Origin of the sequence: Mucilaginibacter sp. dw_454, from assembly GCF_018449775.1 — a bacterium.
Lineage (GTDB): Bacteria > Bacteroidota > Bacteroidia > Sphingobacteriales > Sphingobacteriaceae > Mucilaginibacter.
The window spans coordinates 322,750-338,355 of the sequence record NZ_JAAVVB010000001.1 but is presented as its reverse complement, the minus strand read 5'-3'; the positions used below and the strand labels follow the sequence as shown (position 1 = coordinate 338,355).

The 15,606-nt window shown below is 42.5% G+C and carries 14 protein-coding genes; 4 read left to right on the top strand and 10 right to left on the bottom strand.

Features of this window, described 5'->3' with window-relative positions; genetic code table 11:
• The first annotated feature begins 48 nt into the window (after nt 1-48).
• From secDF to HB679_RS01630, 3 genes are all read left to right on the top strand, one after another.
• Nucleotides 49-3,027 (top strand): protein translocase subunit SecDF, encoded by a 2,979-nt coding sequence (secDF, locus tag HB679_RS01640; RefSeq protein ID WP_214070193.1) that lies wholly within the window; start codon nt 49-51, stop codon nt 3,025-3,027.
• Nucleotides 3,028-3,113: 86 nt separating this feature from the next.
• The gene (locus tag HB679_RS01635) at nt 3,114-4,427 is read left to right on the top strand and encodes an NAD(P)/FAD-dependent oxidoreductase (RefSeq protein WP_214070192.1); all 1,314 of its coding nucleotides are present in this window, start codon (nt 3,114-3,116) and stop codon (nt 4,425-4,427) included.
• Between the two features lie 12 nt (nt 4,428-4,439).
• Nucleotides 4,440-5,303, top strand: a complete 864-nt coding sequence (locus tag HB679_RS01630; RefSeq protein WP_214070191.1) for a hydroxymethylglutaryl-CoA lyase — start codon at nt 4,440-4,442, stop codon at nt 5,301-5,303.
• Nucleotides 5,304-5,323: 20 nt separating this feature from the next.
• Here the strand turns inward: HB679_RS01630 and HB679_RS01625 are convergent, their stop codons facing one another.
• The 7 genes from HB679_RS01625 to HB679_RS01595 all read right to left on the bottom strand — a co-directional run bounded on the left by HB679_RS01625 (nt 5,324) and on the right by HB679_RS01595 (nt 12,212).
• A complete protein-coding gene (locus tag HB679_RS01625) occupies nt 5,324-7,120 on the bottom strand; it encodes a cytochrome c peroxidase (protein ID WP_214070190.1) in 1,797 nt (598 codons plus the stop codon).
• A gap of 96 nt (nt 7,121-7,216) precedes the next feature.
• Nucleotides 7,217-8,584 (bottom strand): acid phosphatase, encoded by a 1,368-nt coding sequence (gene acpA / locus HB679_RS01620; protein ID WP_255547518.1) that lies wholly within the window; start codon nt 8,582-8,584, stop codon nt 7,217-7,219.
• Nucleotides 8,585-8,759: 175 nt separating this feature from the next.
• On the bottom strand, nt 8,760-9,191 hold the full coding sequence (locus HB679_RS01615) for a GNAT family N-acetyltransferase (protein WP_214070189.1): 432 nt from the start codon (nt 9,189-9,191) through the stop codon (nt 8,760-8,762).
• On the bottom strand, nt 9,136-9,657 hold the full coding sequence (locus HB679_RS01610) for a low affinity iron permease family protein (protein WP_214070188.1): 522 nt from the start codon (nt 9,655-9,657) through the stop codon (nt 9,136-9,138). The genes HB679_RS01615 and HB679_RS01610 overlap by 56 nt, the downstream gene beginning before the upstream one ends.
• A gap of 133 nt (nt 9,658-9,790) precedes the next feature.
• Nucleotides 9,791-10,870: a class II fructose-bisphosphate aldolase gene (fbaA, locus tag HB679_RS01605; RefSeq protein WP_214070187.1), complete on the bottom strand. Its 1,080-nt coding sequence runs from the start codon at nt 10,868-10,870 to the stop codon at nt 9,791-9,793.
• Nucleotides 10,871-11,404: 534 nt separating this feature from the next.
• Nucleotides 11,405-11,833 (bottom strand): hypothetical protein, encoded by a 429-nt coding sequence (locus tag HB679_RS01600; protein WP_214070186.1) that lies wholly within the window; start codon nt 11,831-11,833, stop codon nt 11,405-11,407.
• A complete protein-coding gene (locus tag HB679_RS01595; protein WP_214070185.1) occupies nt 11,826-12,212 on the bottom strand; it encodes a DUF6864 domain-containing function in 387 nt (128 codons plus the stop codon). The genes HB679_RS01600 and HB679_RS01595 overlap by 8 nt, the downstream gene beginning before the upstream one ends.
• A 602-nt stretch (nt 12,213-12,814) precedes the next feature.
• On the opposite strand from HB679_RS01595, the gene accD reads away from it, so the two are divergent.
• Nucleotides 12,815-13,660: an acetyl-CoA carboxylase, carboxyltransferase subunit beta gene (gene accD, locus HB679_RS01590; protein WP_214070184.1), complete on the top strand. Its 846-nt coding sequence runs from the start codon at nt 12,815-12,817 to the stop codon at nt 13,658-13,660.
• A gap of 149 nt (nt 13,661-13,809) precedes the next feature.
• On the opposite strand, the gene HB679_RS01585 is transcribed toward accD, so the two are convergent.
• The 3 genes from HB679_RS01585 to HB679_RS01575 all read right to left on the bottom strand — a co-directional run bounded on the left by HB679_RS01585 (nt 13,810) and on the right by HB679_RS01575 (nt 15,564).
• Nucleotides 13,810-13,977: a hypothetical protein gene (locus HB679_RS01585; protein ID WP_214070183.1), complete on the bottom strand. Its 168-nt coding sequence runs from the start codon at nt 13,975-13,977 to the stop codon at nt 13,810-13,812.
• Nucleotides 13,978-14,053: 76 nt separating this feature from the next.
• Entirely contained in the window at nt 14,054-14,326 is a 273-nt protein-coding gene (locus HB679_RS01580; RefSeq protein WP_214070182.1) for a hypothetical protein, read from the bottom strand.
• Between the two features lie 92 nt (nt 14,327-14,418).
• Nucleotides 14,419-15,564, bottom strand: coding sequence for a cysteine desulfurase family protein (locus HB679_RS01575; protein ID WP_214070181.1), 1,146 nt, complete (start codon nt 15,562-15,564; stop codon nt 14,419-14,421).
• Between the last annotated feature and the right edge of the window lie 42 nt (nt 15,565-15,606).

The window sequence follows — 15,606 nt, the reverse complement described above, 5'->3', positions numbered from 1 at the left end:
CTTGTTTAAAACGCTTATAAACTAATTAATTACATATTATAATTTACAATGCAAGGTAAAGGGGTTATTAAATTTTTCGCCGTAGTGCTAACGATTGTGTGCTTGTACCAGCTATCGTTTACATGGGTTGCACACAAAGTTGAGAAGGATGCTGAAGTATATGCAAAAGGCGATACTGCTAAAGCGAAAGCTTATCTGGATTCTGTTTCGTCATTACCGGCCTATCCGCTTTTGGGCCATACTTATCAATATTGTGTAGAAAGAGAGCTTGCTCTTGGTCTTGATTTAAAAGGTGGCATGAACGTTACCATGCAGATCTCATTGGCTGAGTTAGTAAGAGCTTTATCAAACAACAATCCTGATCCTGCTTTTAACCAGGCTTTAGTAGCTGCAAATGCCGATACTAAAACCAGCCAGTCTGACTACATTACGTTATTTGTTAATGAGTATGAAAAACTGGCTCCTAACGGTAAGTTAGCTGCTATATTTTCAACAAAAGACAACCAGGCTCAAATAAAATACAACGCTTCAAACAGCGAGGTTGAAAAATATTTGAAAGACGAAGCAGACGTTGCGGTTAAACAGTCATACACGGTATTAAGCACCCGCATTGACCAGTTTGGCGTTACTCAGCCTAACATATCGTTAGAGTCTAACACTAACCGTATCCTGATTGAACTACCCGGTGTAAAAGATCCGGAGCGCGTACGCAAACTGTTATCAGGTACTGCTAAACTGGAGTTCTATCAAACTTACGAGATCCAGGAGGTTTACCCGATGCTGGCTAATGTGGATGCCTTGTTAGCTGCAAAAAGCAAAGTAGCAGCAAAAGACTCGGCCAGCACAGCTGTCGCCACAACAACTGAGGCTAAAAAAGATACGACCAACAAAAAAGGTGCATTAGCCTTATTGAATAAAGTGCAGAAAAATGCCGCTAAGGACACTTCTTTAGCCGGCAAATCAAAATTAAACGCGTCTCACCCACTGTTCGCAGTGCTTACGCCGCCAACTTATCAAGATCAACAGGGTCAGCAGCAGTTGCGCCCGGGACCGGTTGTAGGCTGGACCTTACAAAAAGACACTGCTAAAGTAAATACTTACCTGCATAGCAAAGATGTTCAGGCTTCATTGCCACGCAATATCAAATTTGCATGGGCTGTAAAACCGCTTGAAAAAAGCAAGATCTATGAATTATACGCGCTTAAATTATCAGGTGCCGACAATGGCCCGGTATTAGGTGGCGATGTGATTAACGATGCTCAAAACGATGTTGATCAAAAAGGCAGCCCTGAAGTACGTATGGTAATGAACTCGCAAGGTGCCGAAAAATGGCGCGCAGTAACTGCCGAAGCGTCTGCTGATAAAAATCATTTAAAATCTATCGCCATTGTATTGGACGATAATGTTTACTCTGCACCAACCGTACAGAACGAAATTTCTGGTGGTGTGTCATCAATCTCTGGTAATTTTAAAGTTGAAGACACTAAGGATTTAGCCAACGTATTAAAAGCTGGTCGTTTACCTGCCCCTGCTCACATTATTGGTGAGGATGTGGTAGGTCCGTCATTAGGTGCCGAGTCTATCAATGCAGGTTTGCTATCCTGTTTAATGGGCTTACTCGTTGTATTGGTGTTTATGGTTGCTTATTACAACCGTGCTGGTACTGTAGCGGTGGTTGCGGTAGTCATCAACGTATTCTTCCTGATGGGTGTATTAACCAGTTTACGTGCAGTGTTAACCCTACCGGGTATTGCGGGTATCGTGTTAACATTAGGTATTGCGGTTGATGCTAACGTATTGATCTATGAGCGTGTTCGTGAAGAACTTGCGCTTGGTAAATCTGTCCGCTTAGCGGTAACCGATGGTTTCAAACATGCCTTATCGTCAATCTTAGACTCTAACATCTCAACATTCTTAACCGGTGTTATCTTATTCGTGTTTGGTAGCGGCCCTATCCAAGGTTTCGCAACTACTTTGATGATCGGTATCGTTACTTCATTATTCTGTTCATTATTAATTTCAAGATTAATATTTGAGTGGATGATTGAAAAAGGCTGGGACATCAAGTTTTCACATGCCTGGAGCTCACATACTTTTAAAAATGCAAACTTCGCGTTTGTTAAAAAACGTGCGAGATTCTATATTTTCTCAGGTACGTTTATCGTTGCAGGTATTATATCCATGTTTGTACAAGGATTTAACTATGGTGTTGACTTCCAGGGCGGGCGTAATTACACTATACAATTCCCTAACAAGAATGTTACTGATGATGATGTACGTACAGCTGTTGAAGGTGTGTTAGGTCATGGTACCATAGTGAAAAAATTAGGTACCAACAAAATCAACATTACCACCAACTACCTGATCGAGGATAACTCAACTACAGCCGATGCCAAAGTTGAGGGTACAATGATCAACGCGTTGAACAAAAATGCTATTACACACATCAATGATCCTAAAAAAGATATTGTAGGATTTCAAAAAGTACAGGCCACTATTGCTGATGGATTAAAAAAATCAGCGGTTTGGACGGTATTATTCGCCATCATCATCATATCGGCTTATATCCTGATCCGTTTCCGCAGATGGCAGTACAGTTTGGCAGCAATGATTGCTACCGCGCATGATGCTTTGATGGTATTATCGTTCTACTCGATCTTTAAAAGCGTACTACCTTTTCTTGATATTGATCAGGCTTTCGTAGCGGCAATATTAACTGTAATTGGTTACTCAATTAACGATACCGTGGTAGTATTTGACCGTATCCGCGAGTTCTTGAAATTACACCATTCTAAAAACGACGACCCGAAAGAGGTTATCAATAACGCGATTAACAATACTTTAAGCCGTACCATTATTACTGCTTTAACCGTATTATTCGTGCTGATTGTTCTGTTTATTTTTGGTGGCGACGTTTTACGTGGCTTCTCGTTCTCACTGTTAATTGGTGTTTGTTTCGGTACTTATTCTTCAATCTGTATCGCTACCCCGGTTATCGTAGACTTTGGAAAAAACGATTTGAAATAATTAGTCATCTCATTATAACAAAAAAGGCTCCAAAGAATATTTGGAGCCTTTTTTGTTAACTACTAACCGTATCAACAAAGTGTACCATGAACACCACGCAAAAATCAAAATTCCCGCAGGTAGTTATTATTGGCGGCGGCTTCGGCGGCCTGGAAGTAGCTAAACAACTGGAAGACGCGCCTGTAGAGGTTTTAATGCTGGATAAGCATAATTACCACACCTTTCAGCCACTGCTGTACCAGGTAGCTACGGGGAGTTTGGAGTCGGAGTCGATTGCTTTTTCGTTGCGTAAGAACTTTGCGGGCCAGAAAAATTTTCGTTTCCGGATAGCCGAGGTGTCGGGCGTGGACATGGAGCATAACAAAGTGCTTACTAATGTGGGCGATATTGAATATGATTATCTGGTGATTGCCACCGGTTCAACCACCAACTTTTTCGGCAATAAAGACATTGAGCGTTTTGCCATGCCAATGAAATCAATACCCGAAGCGTTGAATCTTCGGTACCTGATCTTACAGAACCTCGAGGAGGCCTCATTAAAGACTACCAAAGAAGAGCGCGAACCCTACCTGACCTTTGTATTGGTTGGTGCCGGCCCTACCGGTGTAGAGCTTGCAGGTGCCTTAGCCGAGCTGCGTAACCACATCCTTGACCGCGATTATCCTGAATTGCAAAAATCGCACATGAAAGTTTACTTGGTCGATTTCCTCCCAAAGGTATTAGGACCATTCTCTGACGAAGGCTCAAAAGCAGCCAAACATTTCCTGACGGAAATGGGTGTTGAGGTAATGCTGAACGTGAAAGTGGAAAGTTATGATGGCGAGGAGATAAAATTTGAAGGCGGCAAATCCATCAAAACTAAGAACGTGATCTGGAGTGCCGGGGTACAGGGTGTTGTGCCTGCCGGTATCGACAAAAAAGATATTGAAAAAGGAAACCGGATTAGTGTTGATTCCATAAGCCGGATTAAAGGTTCAGAAAATGTTTTTGCTATTGGCGACGTTGCTGCGATGATTGATGACGAAAACCCTAAAGGGCATCCGGGCGTTGCACAGGTGGCTATACAACAAGGTAAACTGGCGGGCAAGAATATCATCAGCCTGATTAAAGGCGAACCAACAGAGCCTTTTAAATACAATGACAAAGGATCATTAGCTACCATAGGCCGTAATAAAGCCATTGCCGATCTGGGCAAGCTCAAGTTCCAGGGATTTTTTGCCTGGCTGATCTGGATGTTTGTACACCTGATATCCTTACTGGGTTTCAGAAACAAAGTGGTGGTATTTGTGAACTGGATTGGTAACTACATAGCTAACAACGGTGGTGCCAGGTTAATCATCCGCCGGTTTGTGCCCGAAGAATTACCTAAAAAGGACAAACAAACCGCCAAAGCTGATTAACTTGCATAACAAATGGCCGGTACAACTATAAAATTAACCGAATGCCCCCGCGACGCGATGCAGGGCCTGCATAATTTTGTGCCGACCGATGTAAAGGCTGCCTACATTAATTTGCTGTTGCAGGTAGGTTTTGACACCATAGATTTCGGCAGTTTTGTATCGCCAAAAGCTATACCTCAAATGCGGGATACGGCGGAGGTACTTTCTAAATTGAATTTGGACAGCACCCAATCAAAACTATTAGCCATTATAGCCAATTACAGGGGCGCTGTGGACGCTTGCGTCCACGAGGAGATCAATTACCTCGGCTATCCTTTTTCTATCTCTGAGACCTTCCAGATGCGTAATACCAACTCATCTATCGCCGATGCGTTCGATACGGTTAAACAAGTGCGTGAGCTATGCGAAAGTAAAGGCAAAGAGCTGCTGGTTTACCTGTCAATGGGTTTTGGTAACCCTTACGGGGATGAATGGAATATGGATATCGTGTCGCAGTGGACAGAGCGATTGATTAGCGAAGGCATCAACATCATCGCGCTGTCTGATACGATAGGTATCGCCAAGCCCGATCAGATCAAAGCTATCTACACCCAACTAAGTGATTCCTTCCCTAATACCGAGTTTGGCGTACACCTGCACAGCACTCCAACTACCTGGCATGAAAAGGTCGAAGCCGCCTACCAAAGTGGCTGCAAACGTTTTGATGGTGCCCTTAAGGGCTACGGTGGCTGCCCCATGGCTGCAGATGACCTTACAGGCAATATCGCTACAGAAAACCTAATTGCATATCTCTCCCAACAAAACGCGCTCACAGAGCTTAATTATAGGCGATTACAGGATGCCTTAAATTATTCAACCAGCGTGTTCAATGTTTAAATCATCAGGAGCCTAAAATCTTACTTACTATCGAGGCTTCTTATAAACGCAATAATATCTCCGCTTTCTTTTTTCGAAAGGTCAAGTTTATCCGCTGCCAGGGTTTGGTTGCTTACTTTATAGCCCAGGCCTGCCCCACCGCCCTTGTTATAAAAATCCATCACCTGCTCTAGCGTTTTGAAAACACCATTGTGCATATATGGCGCAGTACGGGCCGCATTGCGCACCGTGGTTATTTTAAAAGCGTGTTTAAAGGCTTCCACTTTCAGGATATCATATCTGCCCATGTCTCCATCTATTTCTTTACCGTCCGCTGTTTTAGGGACGCCAATTACTTCGCTTTCAATCAGTGTATATCTTGGCGGGAATGAGCCATTAAAAAGTGGCATGTAATGGCAGGTTCCGCATTTGGCTTTTCCCATGAACAAGTTAAAACCGTTAATTTCCTGCGCGGTCATGGCTGTTTTGTTGCCGCGCATATAATTGTCAAAGCGACTGTTTAAAGCCGTAAGGCTGCGCACATACGAGCCGATAGCATTCATGACTTCCAAGGTGTCAATACTTTTTCTATCCTTTACCGGGAAAGCATCAGCAAATAACTTACGATAATTATCGTTTTGCCATAAACGGGCAGCGGCAACTTTCATGGAGCCGTGCATCTCGTCCTTATTTTGCACCACGGTTAGTGCCTGATCCTCCAAGGTTGGCACCCGAAGGTCGTCAAATTGCGAGGCTTGTAAGGCGGCATTAATTAAAGTTGGCGTATTTCTCCTCACTAATTTATCGCCATCTATTATCGTATTTTTCACTAAACCGTCTGTAAATGCCTTTTCGGGCTGATGACAGGTCAGGCAAGTTCTTTTACCATTCCCGGAAAGCATGGGTTCGGCAAATAAGGCTTGCCCCAGTTTGATTTTCTTAGCAGTTGCATAGGTCGATGAATCGCCGGGAGCAAAAGCATTGACGTTAAATGCATCAACATCAAATAAGGTTTTTGCATTTTGATTGAGTAGACGATTATAAGTGGTGATCTTAAAATTCAACTGCTCTTCCAGGTTTTCAATACCCGATGAAACTGCGTTACCATAATGGGTTATGAAAGCCGCCCTGTCAAAAGCGTTGAAATTGGTATTTGCTTTAAGATAGTTTTCGGCAGCATCAAATTTGGGGATCAGGTCCGCTCCTTTTTCGTCGGTTTTGTAATAAGACATCACCGCTTTCAAGCTGGCTAAACTTGCAACAGCCTCTTCAGAACTTTTTAGGGTAAGCGGATTATCAAACCCGGCAATACCCAACGCCAAAATTCTGAATACTTCTTGCTTTGCTGCATCAAATACCTGCCAGTTAAAAAGATCGACATTGTTAAAGTAGCTTTTAAATTTATCGCACGCAGGCTTTAACAAGTTTAGCTGGGCAATTAAGGCTTGCTTATTGCGAGGGTCATATTTGGGGAAGAGATAGCCTTCTATCACCTGCAAACCCGCAGGTTCAAATACCTGCCCGCTGCTCATTTCAATCTCCTGCACAGGTGGTCCATTTACGAACCTGGCGGTGGCCGGCGAAAAATATTCGGCGCCCCATTCAAATTTTTTGTAGGATAAGCGGGTTTGCAGAAACAGCTGTTGCAGCTGTCTTTCGTCGGCGCCCGCGGTTACCGCGTTAAGCAATTTATTATTGTTCTGTATAAATGTTTCAACTTGCAGTGACAACGTCCGGGCAATGGCCTTTTCGGGTGCGATGGTATTATGCCTGCATGAAAAAAAAGCACAGACCATAACAGTAATTAACAAGGTAGATAGCAGAAGTAGTTTCCTCATCGGATAGCGTTTTCCGCGAAAGGCGGGCTTATTTATTGTAAACGAAAAAACGAGGGTGGCGAAATGCCATCCTCGTTATATATAAAGTTTTTTAGATTAAAAAGTAAACGCGTTCGATAACGGGTTTGCATTTTTATCACGATCTGCAAGCGGTGAAAGGCTCCATCTTTTCTCGATGAAAGAAAGGATACTTACAGTTTCGTATTGAGTATGGTCAACATAACCTTTTTTAGCAAACGGAGAGATGATGATTGCAGGAACGCGTGTACCCGGACCCCATTTTTTGTCGATAGTTGGCGGAACAACGTGATCCCAGAAACCACCGTTTTCGTCATAAGTAATAATGATAACTGCGTCTTTACCGTTAGGGCCGTTTAATACTGCATTAACCAGGTCGACAGCATGTTTTTCGCCTAAAGCTACGTCAGAGTAACCAGGGTGCTCGTTATAAGTACCTAAAGGTTTTACGAAAGATACTGCCGGTAAAGTGCCAGCAGCAGCAGCCGACATAAATACGGTTTCGTCTTTAAGGTGATCTTTTTTGGCTTGAGTACCATCAGCATATTTTGCATAATAAGCGAATGGCTGGTGGTGAAACTGGAAATTTGGATCAGGGTTACCGGCTAAAGCGTTATCCCAACCGCCAGAATACCAAACCCATGAAACACCTTTGTCAGTCAATCTATCACCAATAGTTGGGTTAGTTTGGTTTGGAACTAAAGTATTTGCAGCTGCACTAGCAGGGTGCGGTGCATTTACAGTATAGCTTGTATTAACTACAAAACCATCTGGAGTGACCGCGCCGTCTGTAGTTACCTGGCCGTTAACATCAACCTTAGCAACTATGCTTGATGGAGCATTAGGAAAAGTTGGGCTGGCTGCCGCAATTAACCACTGGTGGTTAAGGAATGAACCGCCAAATGCGCTGTGGTAAAAATTGTCGCAAAGCACATATTTTTGTGCCATTGGCAACAATGGTAATAAACTGGTTTTATAATAACCTTGCGATAAACCTGCCGAGTTACTGTTATACAAAGCATATTTATCCATTTTGCCACCATCTATCTGCATTTGCTCTTGATAGTAGCGGTGTAAAACGTCCTGGGTTATAACGTCATTGGCCACGTACTGGTCAATGTTAAAGTAGGTGTTGGTAAGGTTGGTAGGAAATACCGGCGTGCCCGGGATAGCAGGTAATGTAGTGTAAGCTTTACCGGTAGCATCTACTTGAGTGGTGTTTGCCGGGGTAGCATTTTGCAAGCCGTTTGCGCCATCAAACTGGCCGTATAAGTTATCAAAACTGTGGTTTTCCATGTAGATAACAACCACATGGTTTACGCTATTGATGCTCTGTGTTACGCCGGTAGTGGTGCTGTTTTTTTTACAACTGCCAATGGCCATACTTAAAAGTAGTACGCCGGCCATCGCCAAGCCATTTTTTTTAAAGATAAAGGTTTGTTTCATAACTGTGTTTGTTGTTTGGGTACAAAAAACGCAGTTGGGCGTAAACATAAAGTTAGTGCCACATCATGATATGATTATCATATCACTCAAAGCAGTTAACCTAAAAATAATACCGATATTATTAAGTTTTATCGAAATTAACAATTAGTAAATATTAGTTAACTATATGGCTATTTTATCGCTTCACCATTTTAAAATGCTGAATTCCCGCTTCTTCAAACTGCGGTCCTTCGGCTACAAAGCCAAATTTTGCATACAATCCCATCGCCAGGATTTGCGCATTCAGGTAAATGTATTCAGCATCGGCAGGTAAATCGGCTAAAACAGTACGTACTAACTCCTGCGCTACACCCTGCCCTCTGAATTTTTGGAGAACAGCAAAACGCTCCAGTTTATAACCATTGTCAGTTTTGCGCCAGCGCGATGCACCGGCAGGTTCGCCATCAACAGTAGCCAAAAAATGTGTGGATTCGTCTTCATGCTCCCACTCCAGCTCCGGCGGGCAATTTTGTTCGCCTACGAAGACTTCGCGGCGTATGGCAAAAACTTTATCAAGATTGGGTTGGTCGCTTACCTTCTGTACTACTATCTTTTTTGGCTCGGGCATCGTTGTAATGCTTTTTGGTTCTGAATGTTGAAAGTTTAAAATTATGATTTTCTTCGGCAGCATCAATAGAATGCGTGCAAGTTAAATCATCTTCCTTTTCGGCCAATCTGCTCAATGCAACGTAAAATTTATGTAATTGATCCAGGTCTTTTTCGGTAAGGTCCTCAATATCAACCATGCGGTTACTGGCGCCCTGGTGTGAAGCCAGCAGCTCATTCAGTTTTAAGTGAATGGCTTTCGAGTCTTTATTTTGCGATTTCTGGATCAAAAACACCATTAGAAAAGTAACTATAGTAGTACCGGTATTAATAATCAACTGCCAGGTGTCTGAATATTTAAATACCGGCCCGGTAACCCCCCAAACCACAATAACCGATATGGCGGTGAAAAATGCGGCCGAACTACCCGTAGCGGCAGTTGCCCAGTTTGAAAATTTCTCGAAAAAGTTCTTTTTCTTAGCAGCCATGATGATTTTATTGACGATAAATAAAAACCGACCGTCATGCCGAACTTGTTTCGGCATGACAATCCACAACATAACTAAAAAAAAGCGCCAATGTTTTCACATTGGCGCTTTATAAATATAAGGTGTTATTATCTTATAACTTGTCGGTAGCGTTGATGCAATTCAAATCTTCGAATGCAACGGTTAAACGCTTAACAAAGCTCTCTTCAGCTTTGCGCAACCATACGCGTGGGTCGTAATATTTTTTGTTTGGAGAATCCGGACCTTCTGGGTTACCAATCTGGTCTTGCAGGTAAGCCTCTTTAGCCTGGTAGTAATCTTTAATACCGTCCCAGAATGCCCATTGCATATCGGTATCGATATTCATTTTGATAGCGCCATAGCTAATTGCTTCGCGGATTTCTTCCTGGCTTGAACCAGAACCACCATGGAACACGAAGTTGATTGGTTTCTCTTCAGTCAGGTTAAATTTCTGCTTAACATACTCTTGTGAGTTATGCAGAATAACGGGTTGCAATTTTACGTTGCCCGGCTTGTATACACCGTGCACGTTACCAAAAGCTGCTGCTACGGTAAAGCGCGGACTAACTTTTAATAAGTTCTCGTACGAATAAGAAACCTCTTCAGGCTGGGTATATAAACGCGAGCTGTCAACATCGCTGTTATCAACGCCGTCTTCTTCGCCACCGGTTACGCCTAATTCAATTTCTAAAGTCATGCCTAGTTTAGCCATACGAGCTAAATATTTGGCAGATATTTCGATATTTTCTTCGATCGGTTCTTCAGAAAGATCCAGCATATGCGATGAGAACAATGGTTTGCCGGTTTCGGCAAAGAATTTCTCGCCGGCATCTAACAAGCCGTCAATCCATGGCAATAATTTCTTAGCAGCATGGTCTGTGTGTAAAATCACCGCAACACCATAATGCTCGGCCAATAAATGCACGTGCTTTGCAGCAGACGTAGCACCTAAAATACAAGCTTGTAGCTTAGAGTTATCTAATGATTTACCGGCGTAAAACTGTGCGCCGCCATGCGATAATTGAATAATTACCGGCGAGTTAACTGCCTTAGCGGTTTCCATTACAGCATTAACCGAATTGGTGCTGATAACATTTACTGCAGGCAAAGCAAATTGATGCTTTTTAGCTGCTTCAAATAGTGCCTGCACCTGGTCGCCGTGCAAAACTCCTTTATAACTTTTTAAATCCATTTGGTTTTACTTTGTGGGAGCCGAAGGTAAAAAACATTATCGGTTTTCAAGGAAAAAAGTCTATAAAAGTTATAGGAAATATTGCGGACTTATTGTTTAATGTACACTTATATTGTTTAAACTATTGACTTGGCAGAATAAACGGGATGTTTTGATTGAGAAAGTTGAACGTTTGACGTAATACGTTTCACGTGGTGTGTTTAATACAGTACGTGAATGATGGTGCGATAAGTTCCCCTCTTGAGAGGGGCAGGGGTGTGTTAATGAAGCGTTAGATAATAATGGCGTTTCCCTTCGGGCCGGGCTTTTCGCTTATACTGCACAGGGCCTTAGGCTAGGGGCCGGTATCCGCTGCAATCCCTAACGCGGGGGGACTCACCCGTTCTACGCTTCGCTCGACCACCCTCTCTTCCGCAAGCGGGAAAGAGGTTTGGCTAACCGCGAGCTTCACCACTCCGTCATTGCGAGGTACGAAGCAATCTTACATGTGTTGGGAAGTTGCGAGTAGTGAGCAGACACAAATGTCAGATGGAATTATTTTTTAACCTTATTACCGTTAAACCACCCTTTTATATATGGATATAAAATATTGATAATAGAACCGATTACTACCAAAGCAAAACCTAAAAACAGCAATAAATTTGAATATGACACTGGTGGTTTAGCTGCCTCCAAATTTACGGAAATTGCAATAATAATCGAACCTATAATGTTTAGCGTGCTTGTTACTATACCAATGAAAGGTGTTGTTTTTAGAAATTCAACTTGAGACAATAAAATAGAAATATTGGCATCTTTTTGATTCCCTTCTTTTAATTTCAAATGATAAGTATTTAAAAGTTGTTTAATTGCAACTTCATTGTCTTTTAAATCTTCGACTCTTATTTCGCTTAAACTTCCACCTTGATAAATTGTTAATTCATCTATATCAGAAGCAACAGTTTCACTCCTTTTCTCAGGCACTTGTTTCCTCCTTTCCTTGATACCAGGTGTAATGCATTATTCGATTTTGTAAATCACCCATCGCAAGAATCACAAAATTCAAAAGCAACTTTTCATCACCTATATTTCCCATGGAAATTGGTTTAGAAAGGCCTGAGCCTAACGCATTGTCAAAATTATATAAGGTGACAACTAAAGATTGTTTATCGCCCTCAGGTTGCTTTCTAGTCACGTAGCTACCCGTCTTTGTTGAATCACTAGCAAAAAGAAGTGTATAAGTTAAACTACCGATCGTGAAAATTAATGGCTGATCGTATATTGCGATAATAGTCCCGCTTAAGACAATTTTATATTTACCTATTTTTATTGAAGTATCCATTAAAGCACCTACTCTATTCATTCGTTTCGTCAAATATAAAATTCTTTATTCAAATCCACGTAGGTTAAAACTCTCGGATACAACTATCAGACTTGAATTAAATAATCATGTATTGTAATTCCATCCGCTGGCGCACACGTGCCGTGTGTGTCAATATCCTGCACTTGCTTAGCATGTGTAGAGATTGCTTCGTTCCTCGCAATGACGCGGTGGTGAGAATAGCGGCTATTTAACCCTCTTTCCGCCGCAGGCGAAGAGAGAGGGTGGTCGAGCGAAGCAAAGACCGGGTGAGTCCCCGCGTTAGGGATTGCAGCGGATACCGGCCCTGCGCCTAAGGCCTTGTAGGCGTATGAGCGGAAAGCCCGGCGCTCTATCAGCGCAACGCCCATATATTATAATGATTAGTTCCTGTCTCTTTGATAAGCCCCTACCTACCCTCCCCGAGCTAGGGAATCGCGCAAAGGCCCTTGCTTTATTGTTATACATAAAACCACAAACAACTTATACTTTATTCTCAACTCTCTTTTCTTGATTCTTGACTCTCGACTCTTGTTTCTAAAAAAACAAACATCTAACAAAATATTTCGTTTCTTTGCAGTATATTGAAAGAGCTAGACATAGATATGGCGTGGTTTAAACGTGAAATAAAAGGGATAATTACGACTACTGAGGAAAAGAAGGAAACCCCCGATGGGATCTGGAATAAATGCCCTCAATGTAAGAAACCTCTACATTATTCAGAGCAAGTTGAAAATCAATACGTTTGTCATTACTGCGGTTTCCACCTGCGGATAGGATCAAAAGAATACTTCTCTGTATTGTTTGATGACAACGAGTTTACCGAGTTGTTCCCGAACATGGTTTCGGGCGACCCGCTGAACTTTACAGACACCAAAAAATATTCTGAGCGGTTGGTTGAAACCCAGTTTAAAACGGGCTTAAAAGACGCTATCCGTGCTGCAGTTGGTAAAATTGACGGCCAGGATATTGTGATTGCCTGCATGGATTTTACCTTCATAGGCGGCTCGATGGGTTCGGTTGTTGGCGAAAAGATTGCGCGATCTATCGACTATAGTATTGAGCATAACATTCCGTTCCTGATGATCTCAAAATCGGGCGGTGCACGTATGATGGAAGCTGCATTTTCATTAATGCAGATGGCTAAAACATCGGCTAAGCTGGCATTGCTGTCGCAAGCTAAAATTCCTTATATTTCTTTACTGACTGACCCTACTACAGGTGGTGTAACTGCGTCGTACGCTATGCTGGGCGACATTAACATTGCCGAGCCGGGTGCGCTGATTGGTTTTGCCGGTCCGCGGGTTATTAAAGAAACTATTAAGAAAGATCTGCCAAAAGGTTTCCAAACTGCTGAATTTGTACAGGAACATGGTTTCCTTGACTTTATTGTAGATAGACGGGAAATGAAGGCTGAGTTGGCTGCTTTCCTAAGGATGATGAAAAACTAATAATACTGATATCAGTTATAATAAAAAAGGGATGATCAAATAGTCATCCCTTTTTTATTTGTCATCCTGAGCGTAGCGAAGGATCTTATACGATTTACTTGTCGCTCTTACAAGATTCTTCGCTATGCTCAGAATGACAAACGAGTATGCTATACAACTCCCGGCTTAGCGCCATCAATTGGCGGCATATCTTTTACATAAACACCTTTTTTCTCGGTATCCACGTTTTTGTTTTGCCCTGGGTTATTAACCTGTTGCTGTTTGCCTGTTTTTCTGGGCTGGTTACTACTGCCCCAGTTTTGATTGTTAGTTTTCATAGCTTTAGTTTTAATGAAAACGGCTACCTTTTTTGGAGATAGCAGCTTTGTTTATAAAAATAGACTACTCGTCAAATTATATACCTTCGGTACCCGGCTCATGGCCTACCATACGTGCGGTACGACGGCCCTGCGGACGGCTCTCAAAGTCGACCTTACTTGGGCCGACTGTCGGGAAATCTTTGTGATTTGGTGGCGTAACGTCTGCTTGTTCGCTGTAAGAAGCATCAGTACTTTTATCGTGTTTTTGCTGCTCGCTTTTTGTCGCAAGGCCTGTGTTTTCAGCGTCGGCCTCGTGTGTGTTACGTTTGTTATTACCGTTTCCGGAATTTTGATCTTGAACTTTCATAGGTTTTGAATTTAGTTATCAAATACCTCCGAAAACCGTGCCAGTATTACTTTGAAAGAAATTTATTTACCCAGATTGGGCTAAAGAGAACACTACAAGTTGGGGACTTTTTCTGCAAACAACTCCTTTAATTTTCCAACTACAAAATCTATTTCATCCTTAGTATTATACTTAGAAAATGAAAAGCGAACCGAAGGACGCGTGCTGCTGGCACCTATGCCGGTTAATACATGCGAGCCAATATCCGTACCTGAGCTGCATGCGCTGCCACCAGATGCAGAGATACCGGCGATATCCAGGTTAAACAAAAGCATGTCGGCCATGTCTGTTTCCGGGAACGATACGTTTACTACAGTATACAAACTTTTATCGGCATCGATCTCGCCATTAAATAAAACACCAGGAATATTGGCTTGCAGCTGCTCAATCAGGTATGATTTCAGACCCTGAATATGGACCTGGTGGTGTTCCATGTCGGTATAGGCTAACTCCAATGCTTTTGCCAGGCCAACAATACCATAAATATTTTCGGTACCGCCACGCATGTTACGTTCTTGCGCGCCGCCGTATATAAATGGTTTGATTTTTATTTTATGGTTGACATGTAGAAAACCAACACCTTTTGGACCATGAAATTTATGGCCGGCACAAGTAATAAAATGGATTTTAAGCTTACTCAGGTCATGCGGATAGTGACCCATAGTCTGAACTGTATCGCAGTGAAAAACGGCGTTATACTGCTCGCAAAGGTCGCCTACACGTACAATGTCTGTCAATATGCCAATTTCGTTGTTAGCCTGCATTAAAGACACAAAGCTGCGTTCGTTATTTTGTAACAGGCTTTCCAATTGATTAAAATCGATATTGCCTTTGCTATCAACATCAAGGTAGCTTAATTTGATACTGCCGGCCTTTTCCATAGCTTCGAAAGTATGGATAACGGCATGATGCTCTAAACGAGTAGTAATAGCGTGCGTAATGTTATTATCCAGCATGCCGCAGCGAATGGCGGTATTGTCGGCCTCGGTACCACTGCTGGTAAAAAAGATCTCGGCTGGCGAGGTATGCAGCAGGTTAGCAATAGTCTTGCGCGATTTCTCAACCAGAGCCCTTGCCTCGCGGCCATGCGCATGTATAGACGACGGATTACCAAAATGGTTCTCCATTACATTACACATAACCTTAATTACTTCTGCATCCATTGGCGTGGTTGCAGCATTGTCCATATAAACGCGCATCAGTTCTTTTTAATGAGTGGTTGTGTGAATGAGTGATTGAGT

Coding starts and splice junctions, on each gene's coding strand:
- acpA (WP_255547518.1), bottom strand. CDS start 8,584: ATGAAACAAACCTTTATCTTTAAAAAAAATGGCTTGGCGATGGCCGGC.
- HB679_RS01625 (WP_214070190.1), bottom strand. CDS start 7,120: ATGAGGAAACTACTTCTGCTATCTACCTTGTTAATTACTGTTATGGTC.
- accD (WP_214070184.1), top strand. CDS start 12,815: ATGGCGTGGTTTAAACGTGAAATAAAAGGGATAATTACGACTACTGAG.
- HB679_RS01575 (WP_214070181.1), bottom strand. CDS start 15,564: ATGCGCGTTTATATGGACAATGCTGCAACCACGCCAATGGATGCAGAA.
- HB679_RS01610 (WP_214070188.1), bottom strand. CDS start 9,657: ATGGCTGCTAAGAAAAAGAACTTTTTCGAGAAATTTTCAAACTGGGCA.
- HB679_RS01580 (WP_214070182.1), bottom strand. CDS start 14,326: ATGAAAGTTCAAGATCAAAATTCCGGAAACGGTAATAACAAACGTAAC.
- fbaA (WP_214070187.1), bottom strand. CDS start 10,870: ATGGATTTAAAAAGTTATAAAGGAGTTTTGCACGGCGACCAGGTGCAG.
- HB679_RS01595 (WP_214070185.1), bottom strand. CDS start 12,212: ATGAATAGAGTAGGTGCTTTAATGGATACTTCAATAAAAATAGGTAAA.
- HB679_RS01585 (WP_214070183.1), bottom strand. CDS start 13,977: ATGAAAACTAACAATCAAAACTGGGGCAGTAGTAACCAGCCCAGAAAA.
- HB679_RS01630 (WP_214070191.1), top strand. CDS start 4,440: ATGGCCGGTACAACTATAAAATTAACCGAATGCCCCCGCGACGCGATG.
- HB679_RS01615 (WP_214070189.1), bottom strand. CDS start 9,191: ATGCCCGAGCCAAAAAAGATAGTAGTACAGAAGGTAAGCGACCAACCC.
- HB679_RS01635 (WP_214070192.1), top strand. CDS start 3,114: ATGAACACCACGCAAAAATCAAAATTCCCGCAGGTAGTTATTATTGGC.
- secDF (WP_214070193.1), top strand. CDS start 49: ATGCAAGGTAAAGGGGTTATTAAATTTTTCGCCGTAGTGCTAACGATT.